The organism is Serratia sp. CC22-02 (genome assembly GCF_900182895.1).
Classification (GTDB): domain Bacteria; phylum Pseudomonadota; class Gammaproteobacteria; order Enterobacterales; family Enterobacteriaceae; genus Serratia; species Serratia nevei.
This window is the reverse complement of the sequence record NZ_FXUD01000004.1, coordinates 87,055-104,922: the sequence shown is the minus strand read 5'-3', so window position 1 is coordinate 104,922 and position 17,868 is coordinate 87,055. Positions and strand designations below refer to the sequence as shown.

Here is a 17,868-nt window from a genome sequence, read left to right as displayed (position 1 = left end):
GTAGCTTAATCGGATAGCGCCACGGCGTACAGCGCCGCCCGCCTCCTCTCCTTCCCAGACCGGGCCAGCGCACGCTCATGCCAGCCGTTGCCGGGCGCCTGCAGCGAAAGATACCCATTTCGCCCGCTGTGATCAAGTTAACGATTTACTGATTTAAGCGTATTTTTTACTAAATATTTTACTAATATACCTGCCGTTTACTGCCCCATGAGGGCGGACTTTTTCTCTTCTCCCAGGGATCCGGGAGCGACCTCGCGTGAGCCGCCGCTCGGCTGACGTTCCGATCCATCCAACACCAGGCTATGCCCCATGAAATCACTAAGCCATCACGCCCTGTTGCCCTTGTTGCTGCTCGTTAATGCGCCCGCCTGGGCGGCGCAGGAACCGGTGACCCCGGCGGAGCGCAATCAGCTCCCGCCGCCGCCGCTACCCGATAGCACCGCGACCGCCCTGCGTTTTTACGGCGAGCTCGGCATCGGCGGCAGCGTCTATTTGAACGGCGAACATCAGCATCAATACAGCGACGGCACCTATATCGAAGGTGGCCTGGAGATCAAACGGGGACACTGGTTCGGCCTGATTTACGGCGAAGGCTGGACCGTGCAGGCGGACAGCCAGGGCCACGCCTGGACGCCGGACCACAGCTGGGGCGGCTTCGAGGGTGGATTGAACCGCTTTTACGGCGGTTACCGCACCGACGACGGCACCGAGATGATGCTCAGCGTGCGCAACGATTCGTCGCTCGACGATTTGCAGTGGTGGGGCGACTTCACGCCGGAGTACGGCTACGTGATCCCCAACACCCGCGATCTCAGCTATGCCGCCAAGCTGCAAAACCTGACCGGGCGCTTTCGCTACAGCGTGACGGCGGCCCCGGAAAGCCGCATCGACGAGAGCAAGGCGCTGCTGCACTTCGGTAAATACGACCGCTATTCCGACAAGTATACCTACCGGGCGATGGCCAACGGCTACACCCAGTACGACCTGCAGGAGAATCTGACGCTGCTGACCGGCCTGGAAGTGACCGACGGGCTGGGGCAGCTGTTTCTGCTGGGGCTGCGCGGTAAGCACCTGGCCGGCCGCATCTGGCACCACACAGGCAAAGGCGACAGCGGCGGCCATCCCGGCAGCGAATCGGGCCTGATGCTCAGCGCGATGACGGAAACCGCCAAAGGGCTGTATCTCTCCACCGCCTACAGCTACGCCCGCCACCGGTTTGATCGCGCGGCGGACACCGCCACCTCATACGCCCAGTTTGGCGTCTGGTACGAATACGCCGGCGGCAAACTGGCCACCGCGCTGGACAGCAAATTCTTCATGCGCAACGACAGCACCGGTGCCAGCAACTCGGTGTTTCTGATGCAATATTTCTATTGGTAACCGTTGAGGCTCCTACGATGAACATGACTCCCCTGACCCCGCTGGCCACTGCCCTCATCCTCGCATGGGCGCTGACGGGCTGTGTGCCGAAAACGCCCGACGCCGACGCCCCGTTGGCCGAGCGCTATAAAAACGTCATCGACCGCCGCGGCGCGCCGCACTTTATGCTCGATTACGATTTCGACGATCACCAGCGCTTCAATCCGTTCTTCGATCTCGGCGCCTGGCACGGCCACCTGTTGCCGAGCGGGCCGGAAGGCATGGGCGGTTTCCCCGGCCCGGCGCTGCTGACCGAAGAGTACATCAACTTTATGGCCAACAATTTCGATCGGCTCAGCGTCTATCGAGACGGTAAACCGGTGCATTTCACCATGACGGCCTACAGCCTGCCCGGCGCCCTGGTGCAGCGGCTCAGCGCGCCGGGCGTGACCGTCAACCTGACGCTGCGCTTCGCCGCCGCGCGCACCTCGCTGCTGGAAACCCAAATCCTGACCGACACGCCGCTGGAGCTGGTGTGGGACGGTGAATTGCTGGAGCGCTACGCGGCCAAAGAGCAAAAACCGCAGCCGCCGGCGACCCTCGAGCAGGCGTTTCCGGACTACACGCGCCGCATTGTGCCGACGGCTGACGGCCTGCGCGTCACCTTCGGCAAGGTGCGCGCGCCGTCGCAGCTGATGACCTCGGGCCAGTCCGAATATCAGATCCACAAATCACTGCCGCAGCGCACCACGGTCGACGGCCACCGCTTCCGCGCCACGGCGCGCATCACCGGTTCCACCACCCTGTACACCACCTACTCGCACCTGCTCACCGCCGAAGAGGCACAGCGCGAACAGCGCGCTATCGCCGATATCCTCGCTCACCCGCAGCGCTATATGGCCGCGTCGGCCCAGCGCTGGGAACGCTATCTCGCCACTGGGCTCAGCAACCCGCACGCCACGCCGGAACAAACCCGCGTGGCGGTCAAAGCGATGGAAACGCTGAACGGCAACTGGCGCGGCGCAGCCGGGGCGATGAAGTTCGACTCGGTCACCCCGTCGGTGACCGGGCGCTGGTTCTCCGGCAACCAAACCTGGCCGTGGGACACCTGGAAACAGGCCTACGCCATGGCGCACTTCAACCCGGACGTGGCCAAGGACAACATTCGCGCAGTGTTCGCCTTCCAGATCCGACCGGGCGACGCCCTGCGCCCGTGGGACGCCGGTTTTCTGCCCGACCTTATCGCCTACAACCCCAGCCCGGAGCGCGGCGGCGACGGCGGCAACTGGAACGAGCGCAACACCAAGCCGAGCCTGGCGGCCTGGGCGGTGATGGAGGTGTATCGCGTCACCGGCGATAAGGGCTGGCTGGCGGAGATGTACCCGAAGCTGGTGGCCTACCATGACTGGTGGCTGCGCAACCGCGATCACAACGGCAACGGCGTGCCGGAGTACGGCGCCACCCGTGACAAAGCGCACAATACCCCCGACGGGCGCATGTTGTTTACCGTCAAACGCGGGCAGCGCGAGCGAACGCTGACCGGCCTCGACAATTACGATCGCATCGTGCGCGAGGGGCAGTACGACAGCATCGAGATCCCGGCGCAGACCGCCGCCTCCTGGGAGTCGGGCCGCGACGACGCGGCGGTATTCGGCTTTATCGATCCGGATCAATTGGCGCGCTACGTGGCGCAGGGCGGCAAACGCGAAGATTGGCAGGTAAAATTCGCCGAAAACCGCGCGCCGGACGGCACGCTGCTCGGCTACTCGCTGCTGCAAGAGTCGGTGGATCAGGCCAGCTATATGTACAGCGACAACCGCTATCTGGCGGAGATGGCCGATATTCTGGGCCGCGGTGCCGAGGCCGCTGCCTTCCGCGCCAAAGCCGACCGGCTGGCGGCCTACATCAACACCTGCATGTTCGACAAGCAGAGCGGTTTCTTCTATGACATCCGCATCGAAAGCCAGCCGTTGGCCAACGGCTGCGCCGGCAAACCGATCGTCGAACGCGGCAAAGGGCCGGAAGGCTGGTCGCCGCTGTTCAACGGCGCCGCCAGCCAACCGCACGCCGATGCGGTGGTCAGGGTGATGAAGGATCCGCGCGAGTTCAATACCTACGTGCCGCTCGGCACCGCGGCGCTGACCAATCCGGCGTTCGGCGCGGACATCTACTGGCGCGGCCGCGTGTGGGTCGATCAGCTGTATTTCGGCCTCAAGGGCATGGAGCGCTACGGCTATCGCGACGATGCGGTGGCAATGGCGCAGGCCTTCTTCCGCCACGCCGACGGCCTGGTCGCCGACGGGCCAATCCGCGAGAACTACAACCCGCTCACCGGCAAGCAGCAAGGCGCGCCGAATTTCTCCTGGAGCGCAGCACACCTGTACATGCTGTATAACGACTTCTTCACGCAATAAGCCGCAGCGGCCACCGCCATCGTTGCCCGGCGGTGGCCCGCGTTTATGAGCGGATCGGGATCACCAGCACGTCGATATTCAGCTGGTTGATGGCATTGCGGGTGGAAGAAAACAGGTTGCTCCACAGATCGTGGTGATGGCCGAACACCAGCAGATCGATGTTCTTATCCACGACTGCCGTACGCAGTTCGTCGACGAAGCCGCCGCGCCCGATAATCACCTCCGCGATCGGGTAATTGACGTTTTGCGTGGTGGGCTCCAGCTCTTTGCGGATCTTCTCTTCGAACGGCATGCCGTCATAGCTGCGCTCCGAAAAGCCGATCGCCGCGTGGTAGGTGTCGTAGTGAACGTCCACATAGATCAGCGAGAGTTTGGCCTGCAGCGCCTCCGCCAGCAGCGCCCCCTTTTCGACCAGCCGTTTGCCGCCATCGCTCAGATCGGTGGCGATGACAATATGGTGGTAACACATAGCGCCTCCTGTCATGGACTCGGTAGAGCCGAGGCTCCGATATCACGCCGGGGTCATATCGTTATGGTTAATTTTAGTTCAGAAATGGCGCGTATGACGGGTGGCGACGCGGAGGGAAAGCCCCGTTGCCGGGGCTGAAGGCAAAAATTACTTCTCGCGCTGCGCCTCAAACCAGACGTTGCACAGCGACAGGATCAGCGTGTTGGCGTCTTTCACCAGCACGTTATCGCCGGGCACCCCATCGGTGCCCTGATCGGTGATGCCTTTGATGGCGGTATCCGCGTGCTGAATGGCCACGCGTTCGACCGACGGCGTGCTGATGCCCAGCATCGGGAAATCGATGTAGGAGCTGCTGCCGGAATTGTCCTCGACAAACTCCTGCGCTTCTACGGTGCTGACGGTGGCCCCTTCGCTTTTCAGCGCCGTGCCGTTCCAGCTGAACGCATCCGCTTTGTAGCTGATTTTGCCGCCGATCAGGCTCTGTGCCTGCTGTTGATCCCAGCAGCCGGTGGTCTGGGTCGGCACAATTTTACTGACGCGCCAGTTGCCCAGCAGCTGTTTGGGGATCGGCCCGGTATCGCTCTCCGCCGCCCGAACCTGAGTCGCCGAGACGCAGGCCAACACCACCAGCGGCAGCAGCGCCTTGCTCCAAGTGTTCAATCGCATTGTCTTTTCCTTCGTTTCAGTACCCAGTCTGCCCTCGCGGGCCAACGGCTATCATAATAAGCCCGCCGATTCGCCGTCAAAACAATCCGCACCGCACCGGGAGGCGGCCGCTCATAGCTAATCGCTATGAGTCATAGTGAATCAGTATTTTGTTTTAGCCCAGCGATTACCTACAGTCACTGCCACTATTCTGCCCGCCCAAATTAGCAGGCAATGTTGACAAGGACCCTGGGAAAATGACATTTACGCTGAAAAACCTCACCCTGGCGCTGGCCGCCGCCGGCACGCTGCTGCTGACCGCCTGCGGCCCGACGGCACAGGACGATCACCACATCAAGGTCGGCATCAGCGCCGGTATCGATCAGTCGCTGTGGGCGGTGGTGCAAAAGGTCGCCAAGCAGAAATACGATCTGGACGTGGAGGTGGTGACCTTCAACGACTACGTGCTGCCGAACGAAGCGCTGAACAACGGCGATCTGGACGTCAACGCCTTCCAGCACAAGCCGTATCTGGACAAGCAGATGCAGGAGCGCGGCTACAAGCTGGCGGCGGTGGGCAACACCTTCGTCTACCCGATCGCCGGCTATTCGAAGAAGATAACCGCACTCAGCCAGCTGCCGGACGGCGCGCAGGTGGCGGTGCCGAACGATCCGACCAACCTGGGCCGCTCGCTGCTGCTGTTGCAAAAACAGGGGCTGATCACCCTGAAAGAGGGCGTCGGCCTGCTGCCGACCGCGCTGGACATCGTCGGCAACCCGAAAAAGCTGAAGATCGTCGAGATTGAAGCGCCGCAGCTGCCGCGCGCGCTGGACGATCAGAAAGTGACGCTGGCGATCATCAACACCAACTATTCCAGCCAGATCGGCCTGTCGCCGGCCAAGGACGGGCTGTTTGTCGAAGACAAAAACTCGCCGTACGTCAACATCTTCGCCAGCCGCATCGACAACAAAGACAGCGAGAAAGTGAAAGATCTGGTCAAGGCCTATCAGACCGACGAAGTGGCGGCCAGCGCCGCCGACATCTACAAGGGCGACGCCGTCAAAGGCTGGTAACCCTCCCCCGCATGCCCGTGGCGCCCGGCCACGGGTTTTTCATTTCCGCCCCCCGCTGCATCGTTCAATTTTCGCCCGCTCAGATCACAAATCAAGCACTGCGCTTTAGGTGAATAAAGCTGCCATGTTGTATACAAGTTTGCGTAAATGTTTTCTATTTGTTTCAAAAAACCGCTGGGGAAAATAATGAAAAATAGAAAAATCAAAACGTTACTTATTACCTGCGCCGTGGTCGGCGCCGCGTTGCTGGCCATCGCCGGCAAAGCGGAAAACGCCGATAAAACCTTCCTCTCCGTCGCCACCGCTTCCACCGGTGGTACCTACTATCCGATGGGCGTCGGGCTGGCCAACGTCTGGAGCAACCGGCTGAAGCACCAGGGGATACAGGTCACCGGCCAATCCTCCGCCGGCTCGATCGAGAATATCGACCTGCTGCAAAAAGACGAGGCTCAGTTGGCGATTTTGCAAAGCCTGATCGCCGTCGAAGCCTATCAGGGCGTGCGTAACTTCGACGGCCGCGCCTACGGCGATCTGCGCTCCATCTCCATGCTGTGGCCCAACGTCGAACACTTCGTGATGCTGGAAAGCCGGGTGAAAGACGGCACGCTGAACGATATCGCCGGCACGCGCTTTTCCGTCGGGCCGCAGGCCAGCGGCACCGAACAGTCGACGATGATCATCCTGCAGGGCGTCAACCTGACCAAAAAGTCGCTGTCGGCGGAATACCTCGGCTACGGCGACACGGTTTCCGCGATGCGCGACGGGCGCCTGGACGGCGGCGCCCTGCCCGCCGGGGTGCCGGCCGCCGCCGTCACCGATATGTATGCCAGCGGCGTGCCGGCACGCATCCTGGAAGTCACCGACGAACAGCTGGCCAGCATCAACGCCATCGCCAACTCCTGGTTCCGTTTCGACATCAAGGCGGAGACCTACCCGCGCCAGCCCAAGGCGGTCGCCACCATCGCACAGCCCAATATTCTGGTGGCCCTCAGCCGGCTCGATGAAAAGTTGGTGTACGACCTGACCAAAACGATGTTCGAGAACCTGCCGGAAGTGCACCAGGTACACAGCTCGGCCAAATACATCTCGCTGGAAAATGCGCTGAAAGGCGTTTCGGTGCCGCTGCACCTCGGCGCCTATCGCTACTACCGCGAAGCCGGCGTCGAGATACCCGATTATCTGATCCCGCCGGAAGCCGCCGCGCTGGCCGCCAACCCCTAATCCAGGAGGACGTATGAGCACTCACTCTTCTTCACCGCAGCCCGCCGTCGATCTGGACAAAGAAGCCGGCGCCGGCAACCGGCCGCTGAGCGGCGTCTATTTGCAGCTGGCAACCGTCCTGGCGATCGCCATCTCCGCCTATGCCATCTACGCCAACGCGTTGTCCAACACGCAGGAGTTCTACCGCAACACCACTTTCCTGAGCGGCATTCTGATCCTGGGCTTTATCCTGTTCCCCTTCTCGGCCCGGTACGCCACCCGCAGCTTCAACCGCTGGGACTATCTGTTCATCATCCTGACGCTGGTCAGCTACGGCTATTTCTACGTTAACTACGTCGATCTGCACGTGGTGCGCAAGAGCATCCCCAACGCCACCGACTATGTGATGGCAGCGATCGGTATCGGCGTGCTGTTTGAAGCCGCGCGGCGCACCACCGGCTATTTCATCCCCGGCCTGGCGAGCTTCGCCATTCTCTATGCGCTGTTCGGGCAATACTTCATGGGCATCTTCGGCCACGGCGGCTTCTCGGTAGAACGCCTGCTGTATCGGCTGTTCATGACCGGCGAGGGGATTTTCGGCATCACCCTGTCCACTGCCTCCACGGCCATCGTGGTGTTTATTCTGTTCGGTGCCTTTCTCAGCGTCAGCGGCGCGACCGCGCTGTTCAACGATCTGGCGCTGGCCGCCGCCGGACGCCGCCGCGGCGGCCCGGCCCAGGTGGCGGTGATCTCGTCGGCACTGACCGGCTCGTTGAGCGGCAGCGCGGTGGCCAATGTCGCCACCACCGGCACCTTCACCATTCCGCTGATGAAAAGCATCGGACTGTCGTCCCGCTTCGCCGGAGCCGTGGAAGCCACCGCCTCCACCGGCGGCATGATCATGCCCCCCATCATGGGCGCCGCGGCGTTTATCATGGCCGGTTTCCTCGGCATCTCGTACACCACCATCGTCATCGCCGCCATCGTGCCAGCGCTGCTCTATTACGCCGCGCTGATCATGGCAATCGATCTGGAAGCCAAGAAACAGGGTCTGAAAGGCATCAACAAGGAGAACATCCCTCAGGTGCGCGCGGTGCTGAAGGCGCGCGGGCTGCTGCTGCTGCCGCTCGTCATCGTTATCGGCACGCTGCTGCTGGGCAAAACGCCGATCTATGCCGGCTTCCTCGGCATCATTGCCATCATCGTCGCCAGCTGGCTCACCCCCGACAGTTCGGTGCGCATGACGCCGAAAAAAATCGCGTTGGCCTTGAATGACGCGGCGCGCGGCTCGATCCAGGTCACCATCGCCTGCGCCGCCATCGGCGTGATCATCTGCGTGGTGACCATGACCGGCATCGGTTCCACGCTGGCGTTCAACATCGTCGCCATGACCGACAACACCCTGTGGATGATCCTGCTGGTGGTGATGCTGGTGTGCATCGTGCTCAGCATGGGGCTACCCTCGACCGCGCTCTACATCGTGGTCGCGGTGACCGTGTCGCCGATCCTGATCAAAGCCGGCGTGCTGCCGCTGGCGGCGCATTTCTTCGTGTTCTGGTTCGGCGCGTTGTCCAACATCACGCCGCCGGTGGCGCTGGCCAGCTACACCGCCGCCAGCATCGCCCGCGCCGATCCGATGCAAACTTCGTGGGACGCGGTGCGCCTGGCGCTGCCGGGCTTTATCATCCCGTTCATTCTGGTCTACAACCCGATGCTGTTGATGCAGGGTGACGATCTCAACCCACTGTCGGTGCTGCATATGGTGATCAGCGCGCTGGTGGGGATCTACGCCCTGTCGATCGCCAGCGCCAATTTCTGGCTGATGAAGACCCACTGGCTGGAGCGGGTGCTGTTTACCGCGGCGGCGATTTTACTGATCAAACCGGGCCTGATGACCGATCTGGGCGGTGCGGCCCTGATCGCCGCCGCCGCCGCCATGCACCTGCTGCGCTATAAACAGCGCGCCGCGCTGCCGGGAGGCGCGTCATGATCCGCAAGGTCACGCGCCAGAAAGCCTCTCATCAGGTGCTGGCGCAGCTGAAAGCCGGTATCAACGACGGCACCTTTCCGGTCGGCGAGAAGCTGCCGTCGGAAAACGTGTTGGCGGACGCGTTCGGCGTCAGCCGGGTACCGGTGCGCGAGGCGCTCGGCGTGCTGGAGGTCAGCGGCATCATCTCCTCACGCCAGGGCGGCGGCCACCGGGTGGAACAGCATTCGCTGCTGAGCAAATACGAACCGCTGGTGATGGAGGTAGCCGACCGCCGCGAGGTGGAAGCGCTGCTGGAAATGCGCGAGGTCATGGAGCAGCAGGCGGCGCGCATGGCCGCCGAGCGCCGTACCGAACAGGAATTGCAGGCGATCGAACAGGCGCACCTCGCCTTTCGTCACTGTACGCTGAACGACGGCCAGATCGGCTATCGGCAGGACTACCTGTTCCACCGCGCCATCATGCAGGCTTCGCATAACCCCTTTTTCGTGCAGATCCTCGATAACATGCACGAGCTGTATCTGGGGGTGCTGGTGTACTCGCTCAGCAAAAACCTAGGGCGGCAGGCCGAGCGCCAGCGGGTGATCGACGAACATGAGCGGGTGTTTATCGCCATTCGCGACGGCGATGCGGCGGCGGCCACCGCCGCCATGCAAAGCCATCTGAACAACGTACGCGGCAAATTACGCCGCCTGGAAAACGAGGAGCAAGAGCCGTGATGTACGACGCGATCGTTATCGGTGCCGGCCTGGTGGGGCTCGGCGTGGTGAATGCGCTGCAGGAAGCGGATCCGCAGCGGCGCATTCTGATCCTGGAAAAAGAACGCGGCCCGGCGGCGCACCAAAGCGGCCACAACAGCAACGTGGTGCATTCCGGCATTTACTACACGCCCGGCAGCCTGAAAGCGCAGTTGGCAAAACAGGGCAACCGCAGCATGTTCGCCTTCTGCCGCGAACACGACCTGTATCACGACCAATGCGGCAAGGTGATTGTCGCCACCCAGCTAAACGAACTGGATCGGCTGGAGAACATCTATCAGCGCGGGCTGCAAAACGGCCTGCAGGTCACCCGGCTGTCACAGGCGCAGCTGCGGGAGCGCGAACCGCACGTCAATGGCCTTGAAGCGCTGCTGGTGCCCGACGCCGGCATCGTCAACTACGCGGAGGTGGCCGCCAAGCTGGCGGAGATCATTGTGCGGCGCGGCGGCGAGATCGCCTACGGCCATCAGGTTGAGGCCATCCGCGAGCACGCCGCCGGCGTCACCGTCACCGCCGCCGGCGACACCTTCGAGGGACGGCTGCTGATCAACTGCGCGGGGCTGTTCAGCGATCGCATCGCCAAACTGGCCGGTTACGAAACCGGCATGAAGATCGTGCCGTTCCGCGGTGAATACTATGTGTTGGACGACGCGAAAAATCACCTGGTCAACCATCTGATCTACCCGGTGCCCAACCCGGATTTCCCTTTCCTCGGCGTGCACTTTACCCGCATGTATAACGGCAAACGCGACGTCGGCCCCAATGCGGTGCTGGCCTTCAAACGCGAAGGCTACCGCAAATGCGACTTCAGCCTGCGCGATCTGAGCGAGGTGCTCGGCTATCGCGGCTTTTGGAAAATCGCCGGCAACTACCTCGGCGAAGGGCTGGCGGAAATGCGCCGTTCGCTGTCGCGCCGCCGCTTTGCCGAGAACGCCCGTCGGCTGATCCCGGCGCTGCAGGAGCAGGATATTCGGCCCGGCCCGGCCGGCGTGCGCGCTCAGGCGCTGACCGCCGACGGCAAGCTGGTGGACGACTTCCATTTCGTGCAGGGGAAACGCTCGCTGCACGTGTGCAATGCCCCTTCTCCGGCGGCGACTGCCTCGCTGGAGATCGGCCGCGAGATCGTGCGCCGCCACCTGTCCGCTTTCTGACGCCCGCTGAGGCCACGGCGCCCGTGGTCTCAGCCGCGCTGGATGGACACGCCACCGTCCACCAGCATCGCGGTGCCGGTGACAAATGAGGAAGCGTCAGACGCCAGATACAGCGCCGCCTGCGCGATCTCCTCCGGCATCGCCAGCCGCTTCAGCGCGTGCAGGTCGGCCACCTGCGCCAGCGCCTCCGGGGTATTGCTCATCTGCCGGCCCATCGCCGTATCCGTGCCGCCCGGCAGCAGTGCGTTCACCCGAATGCCGCGCCCGCCGAACTCCACCGCCAGCGCCTGCGTCAGGCCGATCAGCCCCGACTTGCCGGCCGCATAGGCCGCCGTGCCGGGAAACGCCGCGGTGTGGCCGACGAAGGTGGAGGTGAAAATCACCGAGCCCGCGCCACGCGCCAGCATGGCGGGGATTTGATATTTGGCGCCGTAGTAGGCGCTCGACAGGTTGGTTTCCAGCACCTCGCGCCATTCTGGCGCGGTGAGCGCCAGCGACGGCCCCAGCGGCCCCAGCGTGCCGGCGTTGTTGAAGGCGATATCCAGCCCGCCGAATTCGTCGACCGCCGTCGCCGTCAGCCGTTCGGCGAAGGCTTCATCGCGCACGTCGCCCGCCACCGCGAGTGCCCGCCCCCCCTCGCGCCGAATGTCCTCCACCAGCTCCGCCAACAGCCGCTCGCGCCGGGCGCCCAACACCAGCGCAGCCCCCTGGCGGGCGAACAGCAGCGCCGCCGCCCTGCCGATCCCCGAACTGGCGCCGCCGATCACCGCCACCTTGCCGTTCAATGCGTTCATCGCTCATCCTCACGCGGTTTAAAGATCCTCAGTGTGAAGCAAGATCCCGCGCCGCGCTGGCCGCAAGCGGACATGTAACTGACGCCAATGAAAAAAGGCGCTGCAAGCAGCGCCCCGGCAACGCGAATCTGACGGTTAACTCACGGCCTGGCCGCATACTTCTGCATCGTGGCCGGCGTCACCAGCTCGAACGGGATCCAGTAATACGGCTCGAGCTTTTCACCGTTGATCATGCGCTGCGCCATATCGACCGAGGCTTTGCCCTGCCCGACCGCGTCCTGGAACACCGTGACCTGCATCTTGCCGGAGGCCAGCGCCTTGAGGCCGTCCGGCGTGGCGTCGATGCCGCCGATCAGCACTTTCTTGTCCGCCTTGCCCGCCTGCTGCAGCGCCATGATTGCGCCAATCGCCATCTCGTCGTTGTTGGCGGCGACGATGTCGATCGCTTCGCCGTTGGTCAGCCAGTTCATCATCAGGTCCATACCTTCACTGCGTGAATAGTTGGCGCTCTGCTTCTGCACCACCTTCATTTTCGGGTACTTGCTCACCACCTGCTCCACGTCTTTGGTGCGCTGCAGCGCACCGGCGTCGGTCAGGTTGCCGACCATCACCGCCACGTTGCCCTGATAGCCGGCCAGCCGCGCCAGCTCTTCCATCTGCAGCGTGCCGGATTCCCGCTCGTCGGAGCCGACGAACACCACGCCCTGCGGCAGTTTGGCGTCGCCCGGCGTGCGGTTCACGTACACCAGCGGCACGCCGGCGGCCTGGACCATTTTGGTCATCACCGGCGTGCTGGCCGAGTTGACCGGATCGACGATAATCGCGTCCACCCCGGCGCTGATAAAGCTCTGCACCTGATCGGTCTGGCGGCCGACGTCGCCGCGTGCGTCCTCAAACTGCACGGTGATGCCGCGCGCCTTGGCCTCCTTGTCGATCGCCTGGCGGATGATGGTGAGGAAGTTCTGGTCGAAATAGGCCATCGACACGCCGATGGTTTGCGCCCATGCCGGGGTAGACGCGCACAGCGCCACCGCCAGCCACAACCCTTTCAGGTAATTCATGATGTGTCCCCCGGTAAAAAAACGCCGCCGGCCAACCCTGGCGCCGGCGGCAATTCACGGCAATCAGTGTTTTTTACGGTTGCGCCGCATGTCGATCGACACGGCGGCGACGATAATCACGCCTTTGATGATGTCCTGAATGTAAGAATCGACGCCGATAAAGGTGAAGCCGCTTTTGATCAGGCCGAGGATCACCGCGCCGATCAGCGTGCCGGTGATGCGCCCGACGCCGCCCATCAGGCTGCTGCCGCCGATCACCGCCGCGGCGATGGCGTCCAGCTCGTAGGACATCCCCATGCTCGACTGGCCGCTGCTGACGCGCGCCGCCAGCACCACGCCCGCCAACCCCGCCAGGCCGCCGGCGATGGTGTAAACCGTCACCAGGTACTTATTGACGTTGATGCCGGAAACCCGCGCCGAGGTCATGTTGCCGCCGATGGCGTAGATGTATTTGCCGTAGCGGGTGTGCTTGAGTGCGATATGGAAGATCACTGCAATCACCAGGAAGATGATCACCGGCATCGCGCCCTGGCCGATTGACGTGAAGCCGTCCGACAGGAAGCTGACCGGGTTGCCCTTGGTGTAGTACTGCGCCAGGCCGCGCGCCGACACCATCATCCCCAGCGTAGCGATGAACGGCGGAATGCCGGTGCGGGTGATCAGGAAGCCGTTGATAAAGCCGCAGACGATGCCCACCCCGATCCCCGCGCCGATCGGGATCGCCGCCGGCAGATCGAGCAGCCCCGGATACATCGGCGAGATGCTGTCCGAGGTCTGCGCCAGGCTGGCCGCCACTACCGCAGTCAGCGCAATCAGCGAGCCGGAGGAGAGATCGATGCCGGTGGTGATGATCACCTGGGTGACGCCCACCGCGATGATGCCGATGATCGCCACCTGCAGCACGATCAGCAGCAGGCGGTTCGGGTTCAGCAGGAATGACTGATCGCGCATGTACCAGCCGAGGATTTCGAAGATCAGCGCGATGCCGATCATCACGATGAAGATACCGGTATCCTTCGGCATTTTGCCGCTCAGCCCGGAGAACAGCGTTCCCTTGCCCGTTGAATCGGCGGAGAGCGGCTTCTCAATCTTTACGTTACTCATGATGTTCACCCTTCGTTATTCTGAGGCCAGCGCCAGGATCTTCTCCTGGTCCGCGTCGTCTTTGTCCAAAATGCCGGTGATGCGGCCGCCGTGCATCACCATCACCCGGTCGCTCATGCCGAGGATCTCCGGCAGCTCGGAGGAAACCAGAATGATGGCGACGCCGCGGTTGGCCAGCTCGCTGATCAGGCGGTAGATTTCCGCTTTCGCCCCCACGTCGATGCCGCGCGTCGGTTCGTCGAGGATCAGGATTTTCGGCTGCGCCAGCAGCCAGCGCGCGATCAAGACCTTCTGCTGGTTACCGCCGCTGAGGTTATTGATGATCTGATCCATGGTCGGCGTTTTGATGTTGAGCTTTTTAATCTGATCCATGCAGTCTTTGGCCATCTGCACGTGGCTGACGAAACCGTTCTTGCCGATGTATTCCGACAGGTTGACGATGCTCATGTTCTCGACCACCGACAGCACCAGAAACAGGCCGGATTTCTTGCGGTCTTCGGTGAGGAACGCCAGCCCGCTCTCGATCGCCTTCGCCGGGGAATCCACTTTCACCGCCTGGCCTTCGATAAAGATCTCGCCGCCGTCCGCCGGGTGCATGCCGAACAGGCTCTCCATCACTTCGCTGCGCCCGGCGCCCACCAGCCCGGCAACGCCGAGGATCTCGCCGCGCTTGACGCTAAACGATACGTCATGGAACCAGCCGCTGCGGCGCAGCCCCGCCACCCGCAGCACTTCCTCGCCGATATTGTTGTTGAATTTGGGGAACATCTGCGTCAGTTCTCGCCCCACCATCATGGTGATCAGCGACTGTTTGGTCAGGTTTTCGGTTTTGTCGCAGGCGATGAAGGTGCCGTCGCGGAAGATGCTCACTTCATCGGTGATGGCGAAGATCTCATCCATCTTGTGGCTGATATAGATGATGCCTTTGCCCTGCTCGCGCAGCTCGCGAATGATGGCGAACAGGTGCACCACTTCGCCTTCGGTCAGCGCCGAGGTCGGTTCATCCATGATCAGCACGTCGGCGTTGTAGGATACCGCCTTGGCGATCTCCACCATCTGTTGGTTGGCGATGCTCAGCTCGCCCACCAGCGTTTCCGGCTGCAGTTTGATGTTCAGCCGCGCCAGCAGTTCGCGGGTCTGTTCGTTCAGCTGTTCGTGGTTGACGAACCCCAGCCGCGCCGGCTCGCGCCCCAGCCAGATGTTTTCCGCCACCGTCATGTAGGGCACCAGGTTCAGCTCCTGGTGGATCATGGAAATGCCCGAATGCAGCGCCTGCAGCGTATCGCTGAAGGTGACCGGCCGGCCTTTGATTTTGATCGAGCCTTCGTCCGGGTGGTAGATACCGATCAAACATTTCATCAGCGTCGATTTACCCGCGCCGTTTTCCCCCATCAGCGCGTGCACGCTGCCGGGTTTGATTTTAATCGAGACCTTATCCAGCGCTTTGACGCCGGGGAACTGCTTGCTGATGCCTTCGGCCTCAAGAACATAAGGGTACATACCGCTTACCTCCGCACTGACCCACGTTTTCCGCCGCGCTCGCCCCACACCGGCGCCCGCGGCGGGCTTCACGGCTTATTTCTTGTTTTTATCGGCGAATTGCTGGTAATTGGCCTGGGTGATCAGCTGGTAAGGGATCAGCACGTTGCTCTCCACTTTCTCGCCTTTCACCAGTTGAACGGCGGTCTGCACCGCGCCTTCGCCCTGGCCTTTAGCGTCCTGGAACACGCTCAACGCCAGATCGCCCTTCTTGATGAACTCCAGCGCGTCCGGCGTGCCGTCAACGCCGGCCACCAGCACGCCGGATTTCTTGGCCTGCTTCAGCGCCAAAATAGCGCCGATGGCCATTTCGTCGTTGTTGGAGGCGATGGCGTCTATCTGCTGGCCGGACAAAATCCAGTCGGTGGTAACGTCCACCGCCTCTTTGCGGAAGAACTTGGCGGTTTGCTTATCGACTATTTTGATGCCGGGATAGTTGGCCGCCACCTCTTCCACGCCGCGGGTGCGGTCGCGCGTGGCTTCACTCGACAGCTCGCCCATCAGGATCATCACGTTGCCCTTGCCGTTCATCAGCTTGGCCAGCGCTTCCATCTGCAGCTTGCCGGCCAGCTTGGAGTCGGAGCCGACGTAGGCCATGCCGGCCGGCAGCGCCACTTCCGGCTTGCGGTTGACGAACACCAGCGGGATCTTGGCCTTCTCGGCCAGCTTAATCATCGGCTTGACGCCCTGGGTATCCACCGGGTTGAGGATGATGGCGTCGACGCCCTGGCTGACGAAGTTTTCGATTTGTTGAATTTGCTGCGCGATATCGCCTTTGGCGTCTTCGAACTGGCCGCTGACATTACCGTCGGCCTTCATTTTGTTTTGCATCGACTGGCGCAGAATGGTGAGGAAGTTGTCATCGAAGTAAGCCATGGAAACGCCGATCTTGATGTCTTTCGCCAACACGCTGGCCGGCAGCATGCACATCAGTACCGAGGCGGCGATCAGTTTCTTCAGCTTCATGTTCGTTACCCTTTAATCGTTAGAATGAAGAGGTCTGTTGGTTGACAGCTAATGAAAAATATTTTTTACATTCAAACAACAATACGGTCGGTGTTATCCCTTTGATACGGCGAATTTACCGCGTTATCGCCGTATAAAGGTCGTTGGAAAAATGGTGATCAATATCTCAAAACAGATTAAAAACAACCAATTGAAATAAACCCCTGGCACAACAAACGGCACCTTCAGCACATTTTTAAATGTTTATTTCATAATTTAGATTATTGAAACTTTTTAACCCAAACAAGCGAAACATGCATTTTGGAATGGCTTATTAACAAAAACATGACACGGATCTAACAAATGAAATGAAAGCCGCCGGCGAGCGTTCCTCTTTCGTGCGCCGGCAAAAACTGCGAGCGGCCACGCAGTTTGCGGTTTCCGCGTTTCCCGACCATCCTTACTCGGCAATAATGGACATATCCCTATCTCAGGAGGACCTGACATGCAGCTCAGCAGTAAGGTGCGGATGAACCGCCTGTTCAACAACGGCAAGTGCCTGGACGTGGCGATCGATCACGGCATCGCCAACGAACCGGATTTCTTGATCGGCCTGGAAGATATCGAACGGGTGATGGGCAACCTGATCGCCGCGCGCCCCGACGCCATTCAGGTCAACTACGGCCAGGCGGATCTGCTGCAGCGCGCGCCGCAGCGCGAAAAACCGGCGCTGGTGATGCGCACCGACGTCGGCAACGCCTATAACGCCGCGCGCCACCGCGAAATGTGGGCGGTGCTGCACAACCCGGAGGCGCCGATCCTCGCGGCGCTGCAAATGGACGCCGCCGCGGTGGTGGTCAATCTGTATATGATCCCGGATGAGCCCGGCATTTTCCGCCAGTGCGTGGAAAACATCGGCCGCCTGCGCCACGCCTGCGATCAATACGCCATGCCGCTGATGATCGAACCGCTGGTGATGGCCCCGGCCGGCCAGGGCGCCGCCTACGGCTCGCTCGGCGACGTGGAGAAGATCGTGCCGCTGGTGCGGCTGGCGCGCGAGCTGGGCGCCGACATCATCAAGGCCGACCCGACCGAGCGGGTGGAAGACTTCCACCGCGTGGTGGAAGCGGCGCGCTGCCCGACGCTGGTGCGCGGCGGCGGCAAGGGGGAGCTGGGGCCGGTGCTGGAGAAATCCGCCGCGCTGATGGCCCAGGGTGCCTCCGGCATGGTCTACGGCCGCAACGTCTATCAACACAGCAATCCGTCGCAGGTGGTGCGCGCGTTGATGGCAATCATCCATCAGGGCGCCAGCGGCCAACAGGCGCTGGAGATCTACCACCAGCAGTGACCCGCTTTTGTAACTAAAATA

The 17,868-nt window shown here is 61.9% G+C and carries 15 protein-coding genes; 8 read left to right on the top strand and 7 right to left on the bottom strand.

The genetic code is table 11. From position 1 onward, the window contains the following. Nucleotides 1–309: 309 nt before the first annotated feature. Both ygjJ and ygjK read left to right on the top strand, forming a co-directional pair. The gene (ygjJ, locus tag QOL81_RS15115; protein WP_100396274.1) at nt 310–1,380 is read left to right on the top strand and encodes a protein YgjJ; all 1,071 of its coding nucleotides are present in this window, start codon (nt 310–312) and stop codon (nt 1,378–1,380) included. Between the two features lie 17 nt (nt 1,381–1,397). Next, nucleotides 1,398–3,773 (top strand): alpha-glucosidase, encoded by a 2,376-nt coding sequence (gene ygjK / locus QOL81_RS15110; protein ID WP_283439907.1) that lies wholly within the window; start codon nt 1,398–1,400, stop codon nt 3,771–3,773. Between the two features lie 43 nt (nt 3,774–3,816). On the opposite strand, the gene QOL81_RS15105 is transcribed toward ygjK, so the two are convergent. Both QOL81_RS15105 and QOL81_RS15100 read right to left on the bottom strand, forming a co-directional pair. Beyond that, nucleotides 3,817–4,242 carry a universal stress protein gene (locus tag QOL81_RS15105; RefSeq protein WP_283439906.1) on the bottom strand — a complete coding sequence of 142 codons (426 nt, stop codon included), beginning with the start codon at nt 4,240–4,242 and terminating at the stop codon, nt 3,817–3,819. Between the two features lie 147 nt (nt 4,243–4,389). Continuing rightward, nucleotides 4,390–4,908, bottom strand: coding sequence for a hypothetical protein (locus tag QOL81_RS15100; RefSeq protein WP_049202527.1), 519 nt, complete (start codon nt 4,906–4,908; stop codon nt 4,390–4,392). A 236-nt stretch (nt 4,909–5,144) separates the two neighbouring features. Between QOL81_RS15100 and metQ the strand changes: the two genes are divergently transcribed. The 5 genes from metQ to lhgD all read left to right on the top strand — a co-directional run bounded on the left by metQ (nt 5,145) and on the right by lhgD (nt 11,056). After that, the gene (gene metQ, locus QOL81_RS15095; protein ID WP_047727757.1) at nt 5,145–5,960 is read left to right on the top strand and encodes a methionine ABC transporter substrate-binding lipoprotein MetQ; all 816 of its coding nucleotides are present in this window, start codon (nt 5,145–5,147) and stop codon (nt 5,958–5,960) included. Between the two features lie 186 nt (nt 5,961–6,146). After that, a complete protein-coding gene (locus tag QOL81_RS15090) occupies nt 6,147–7,181 on the top strand; it encodes a TAXI family TRAP transporter solute-binding subunit (protein ID WP_141958918.1) in 1,035 nt (344 codons plus the stop codon). Nucleotides 7,182–7,194: 13 nt separating this feature from the next. Further along, complete coding sequence (locus tag QOL81_RS15085; RefSeq protein ID WP_087762343.1) at nt 7,195–9,150, top strand: TRAP transporter permease; 1,956 nt, start codon at nt 7,195–7,197, stop codon at nt 9,148–9,150. Next, the gene (locus QOL81_RS15080; RefSeq protein ID WP_049202524.1) at nt 9,147–9,866 is read left to right on the top strand and encodes a FadR/GntR family transcriptional regulator; all 720 of its coding nucleotides are present in this window, start codon (nt 9,147–9,149) and stop codon (nt 9,864–9,866) included. The genes QOL81_RS15085 and QOL81_RS15080 overlap by 4 nt, the downstream gene beginning before the upstream one ends. Then, nucleotides 9,866–11,056, top strand: a complete 1,191-nt coding sequence (gene lhgD / locus QOL81_RS15075; protein WP_049202523.1) for an L-2-hydroxyglutarate dehydrogenase — start codon at nt 9,866–9,868, stop codon at nt 11,054–11,056. The genes QOL81_RS15080 and lhgD overlap by 1 nt, the downstream gene beginning before the upstream one ends. A gap of 29 nt (nt 11,057–11,085) precedes the next feature. On the opposite strand, the gene QOL81_RS15070 is transcribed toward lhgD, so the two are convergent. From QOL81_RS15070 to QOL81_RS15050, 5 genes are all read right to left on the bottom strand, one after another. Next, on the bottom strand, nt 11,086–11,850 hold the full coding sequence (locus QOL81_RS15070) for an SDR family oxidoreductase (protein WP_049274233.1): 765 nt from the start codon (nt 11,848–11,850) through the stop codon (nt 11,086–11,088). Nucleotides 11,851–11,990: 140 nt separating this feature from the next. After that, nucleotides 11,991–12,911: a sugar ABC transporter substrate-binding protein gene (locus tag QOL81_RS15065; RefSeq protein WP_283439905.1), complete on the bottom strand. Its 921-nt coding sequence runs from the start codon at nt 12,909–12,911 to the stop codon at nt 11,991–11,993. A 63-nt stretch (nt 12,912–12,974) separates the two neighbouring features. Beyond that, a complete protein-coding gene (locus QOL81_RS15060; protein WP_025160279.1) occupies nt 12,975–14,015 on the bottom strand; it encodes an ABC transporter permease in 1,041 nt (346 codons plus the stop codon). Nucleotides 14,016–14,030: 15 nt separating this feature from the next. After that, nucleotides 14,031–15,515 carry a sugar ABC transporter ATP-binding protein gene (locus tag QOL81_RS15055; RefSeq protein ID WP_049202519.1) on the bottom strand — a complete coding sequence of 495 codons (1,485 nt, stop codon included), beginning with the start codon at nt 15,513–15,515 and terminating at the stop codon, nt 14,031–14,033. Nucleotides 15,516–15,590: 75 nt separating this feature from the next. After that, nucleotides 15,591–16,520, bottom strand: coding sequence for a sugar ABC transporter substrate-binding protein (locus QOL81_RS15050; protein WP_033642730.1), 930 nt, complete (start codon nt 16,518–16,520; stop codon nt 15,591–15,593). A gap of 484 nt (nt 16,521–17,004) precedes the next feature. Between QOL81_RS15050 and QOL81_RS15045 the strand changes: the two genes are divergently transcribed. Next, entirely contained in the window at nt 17,005–17,847 is an 843-nt protein-coding gene (locus QOL81_RS15045; protein ID WP_047727766.1) for a class I fructose-bisphosphate aldolase, read from the top strand. The last annotated feature ends 21 nt before the right edge of the window (nt 17,848–17,868 follow it).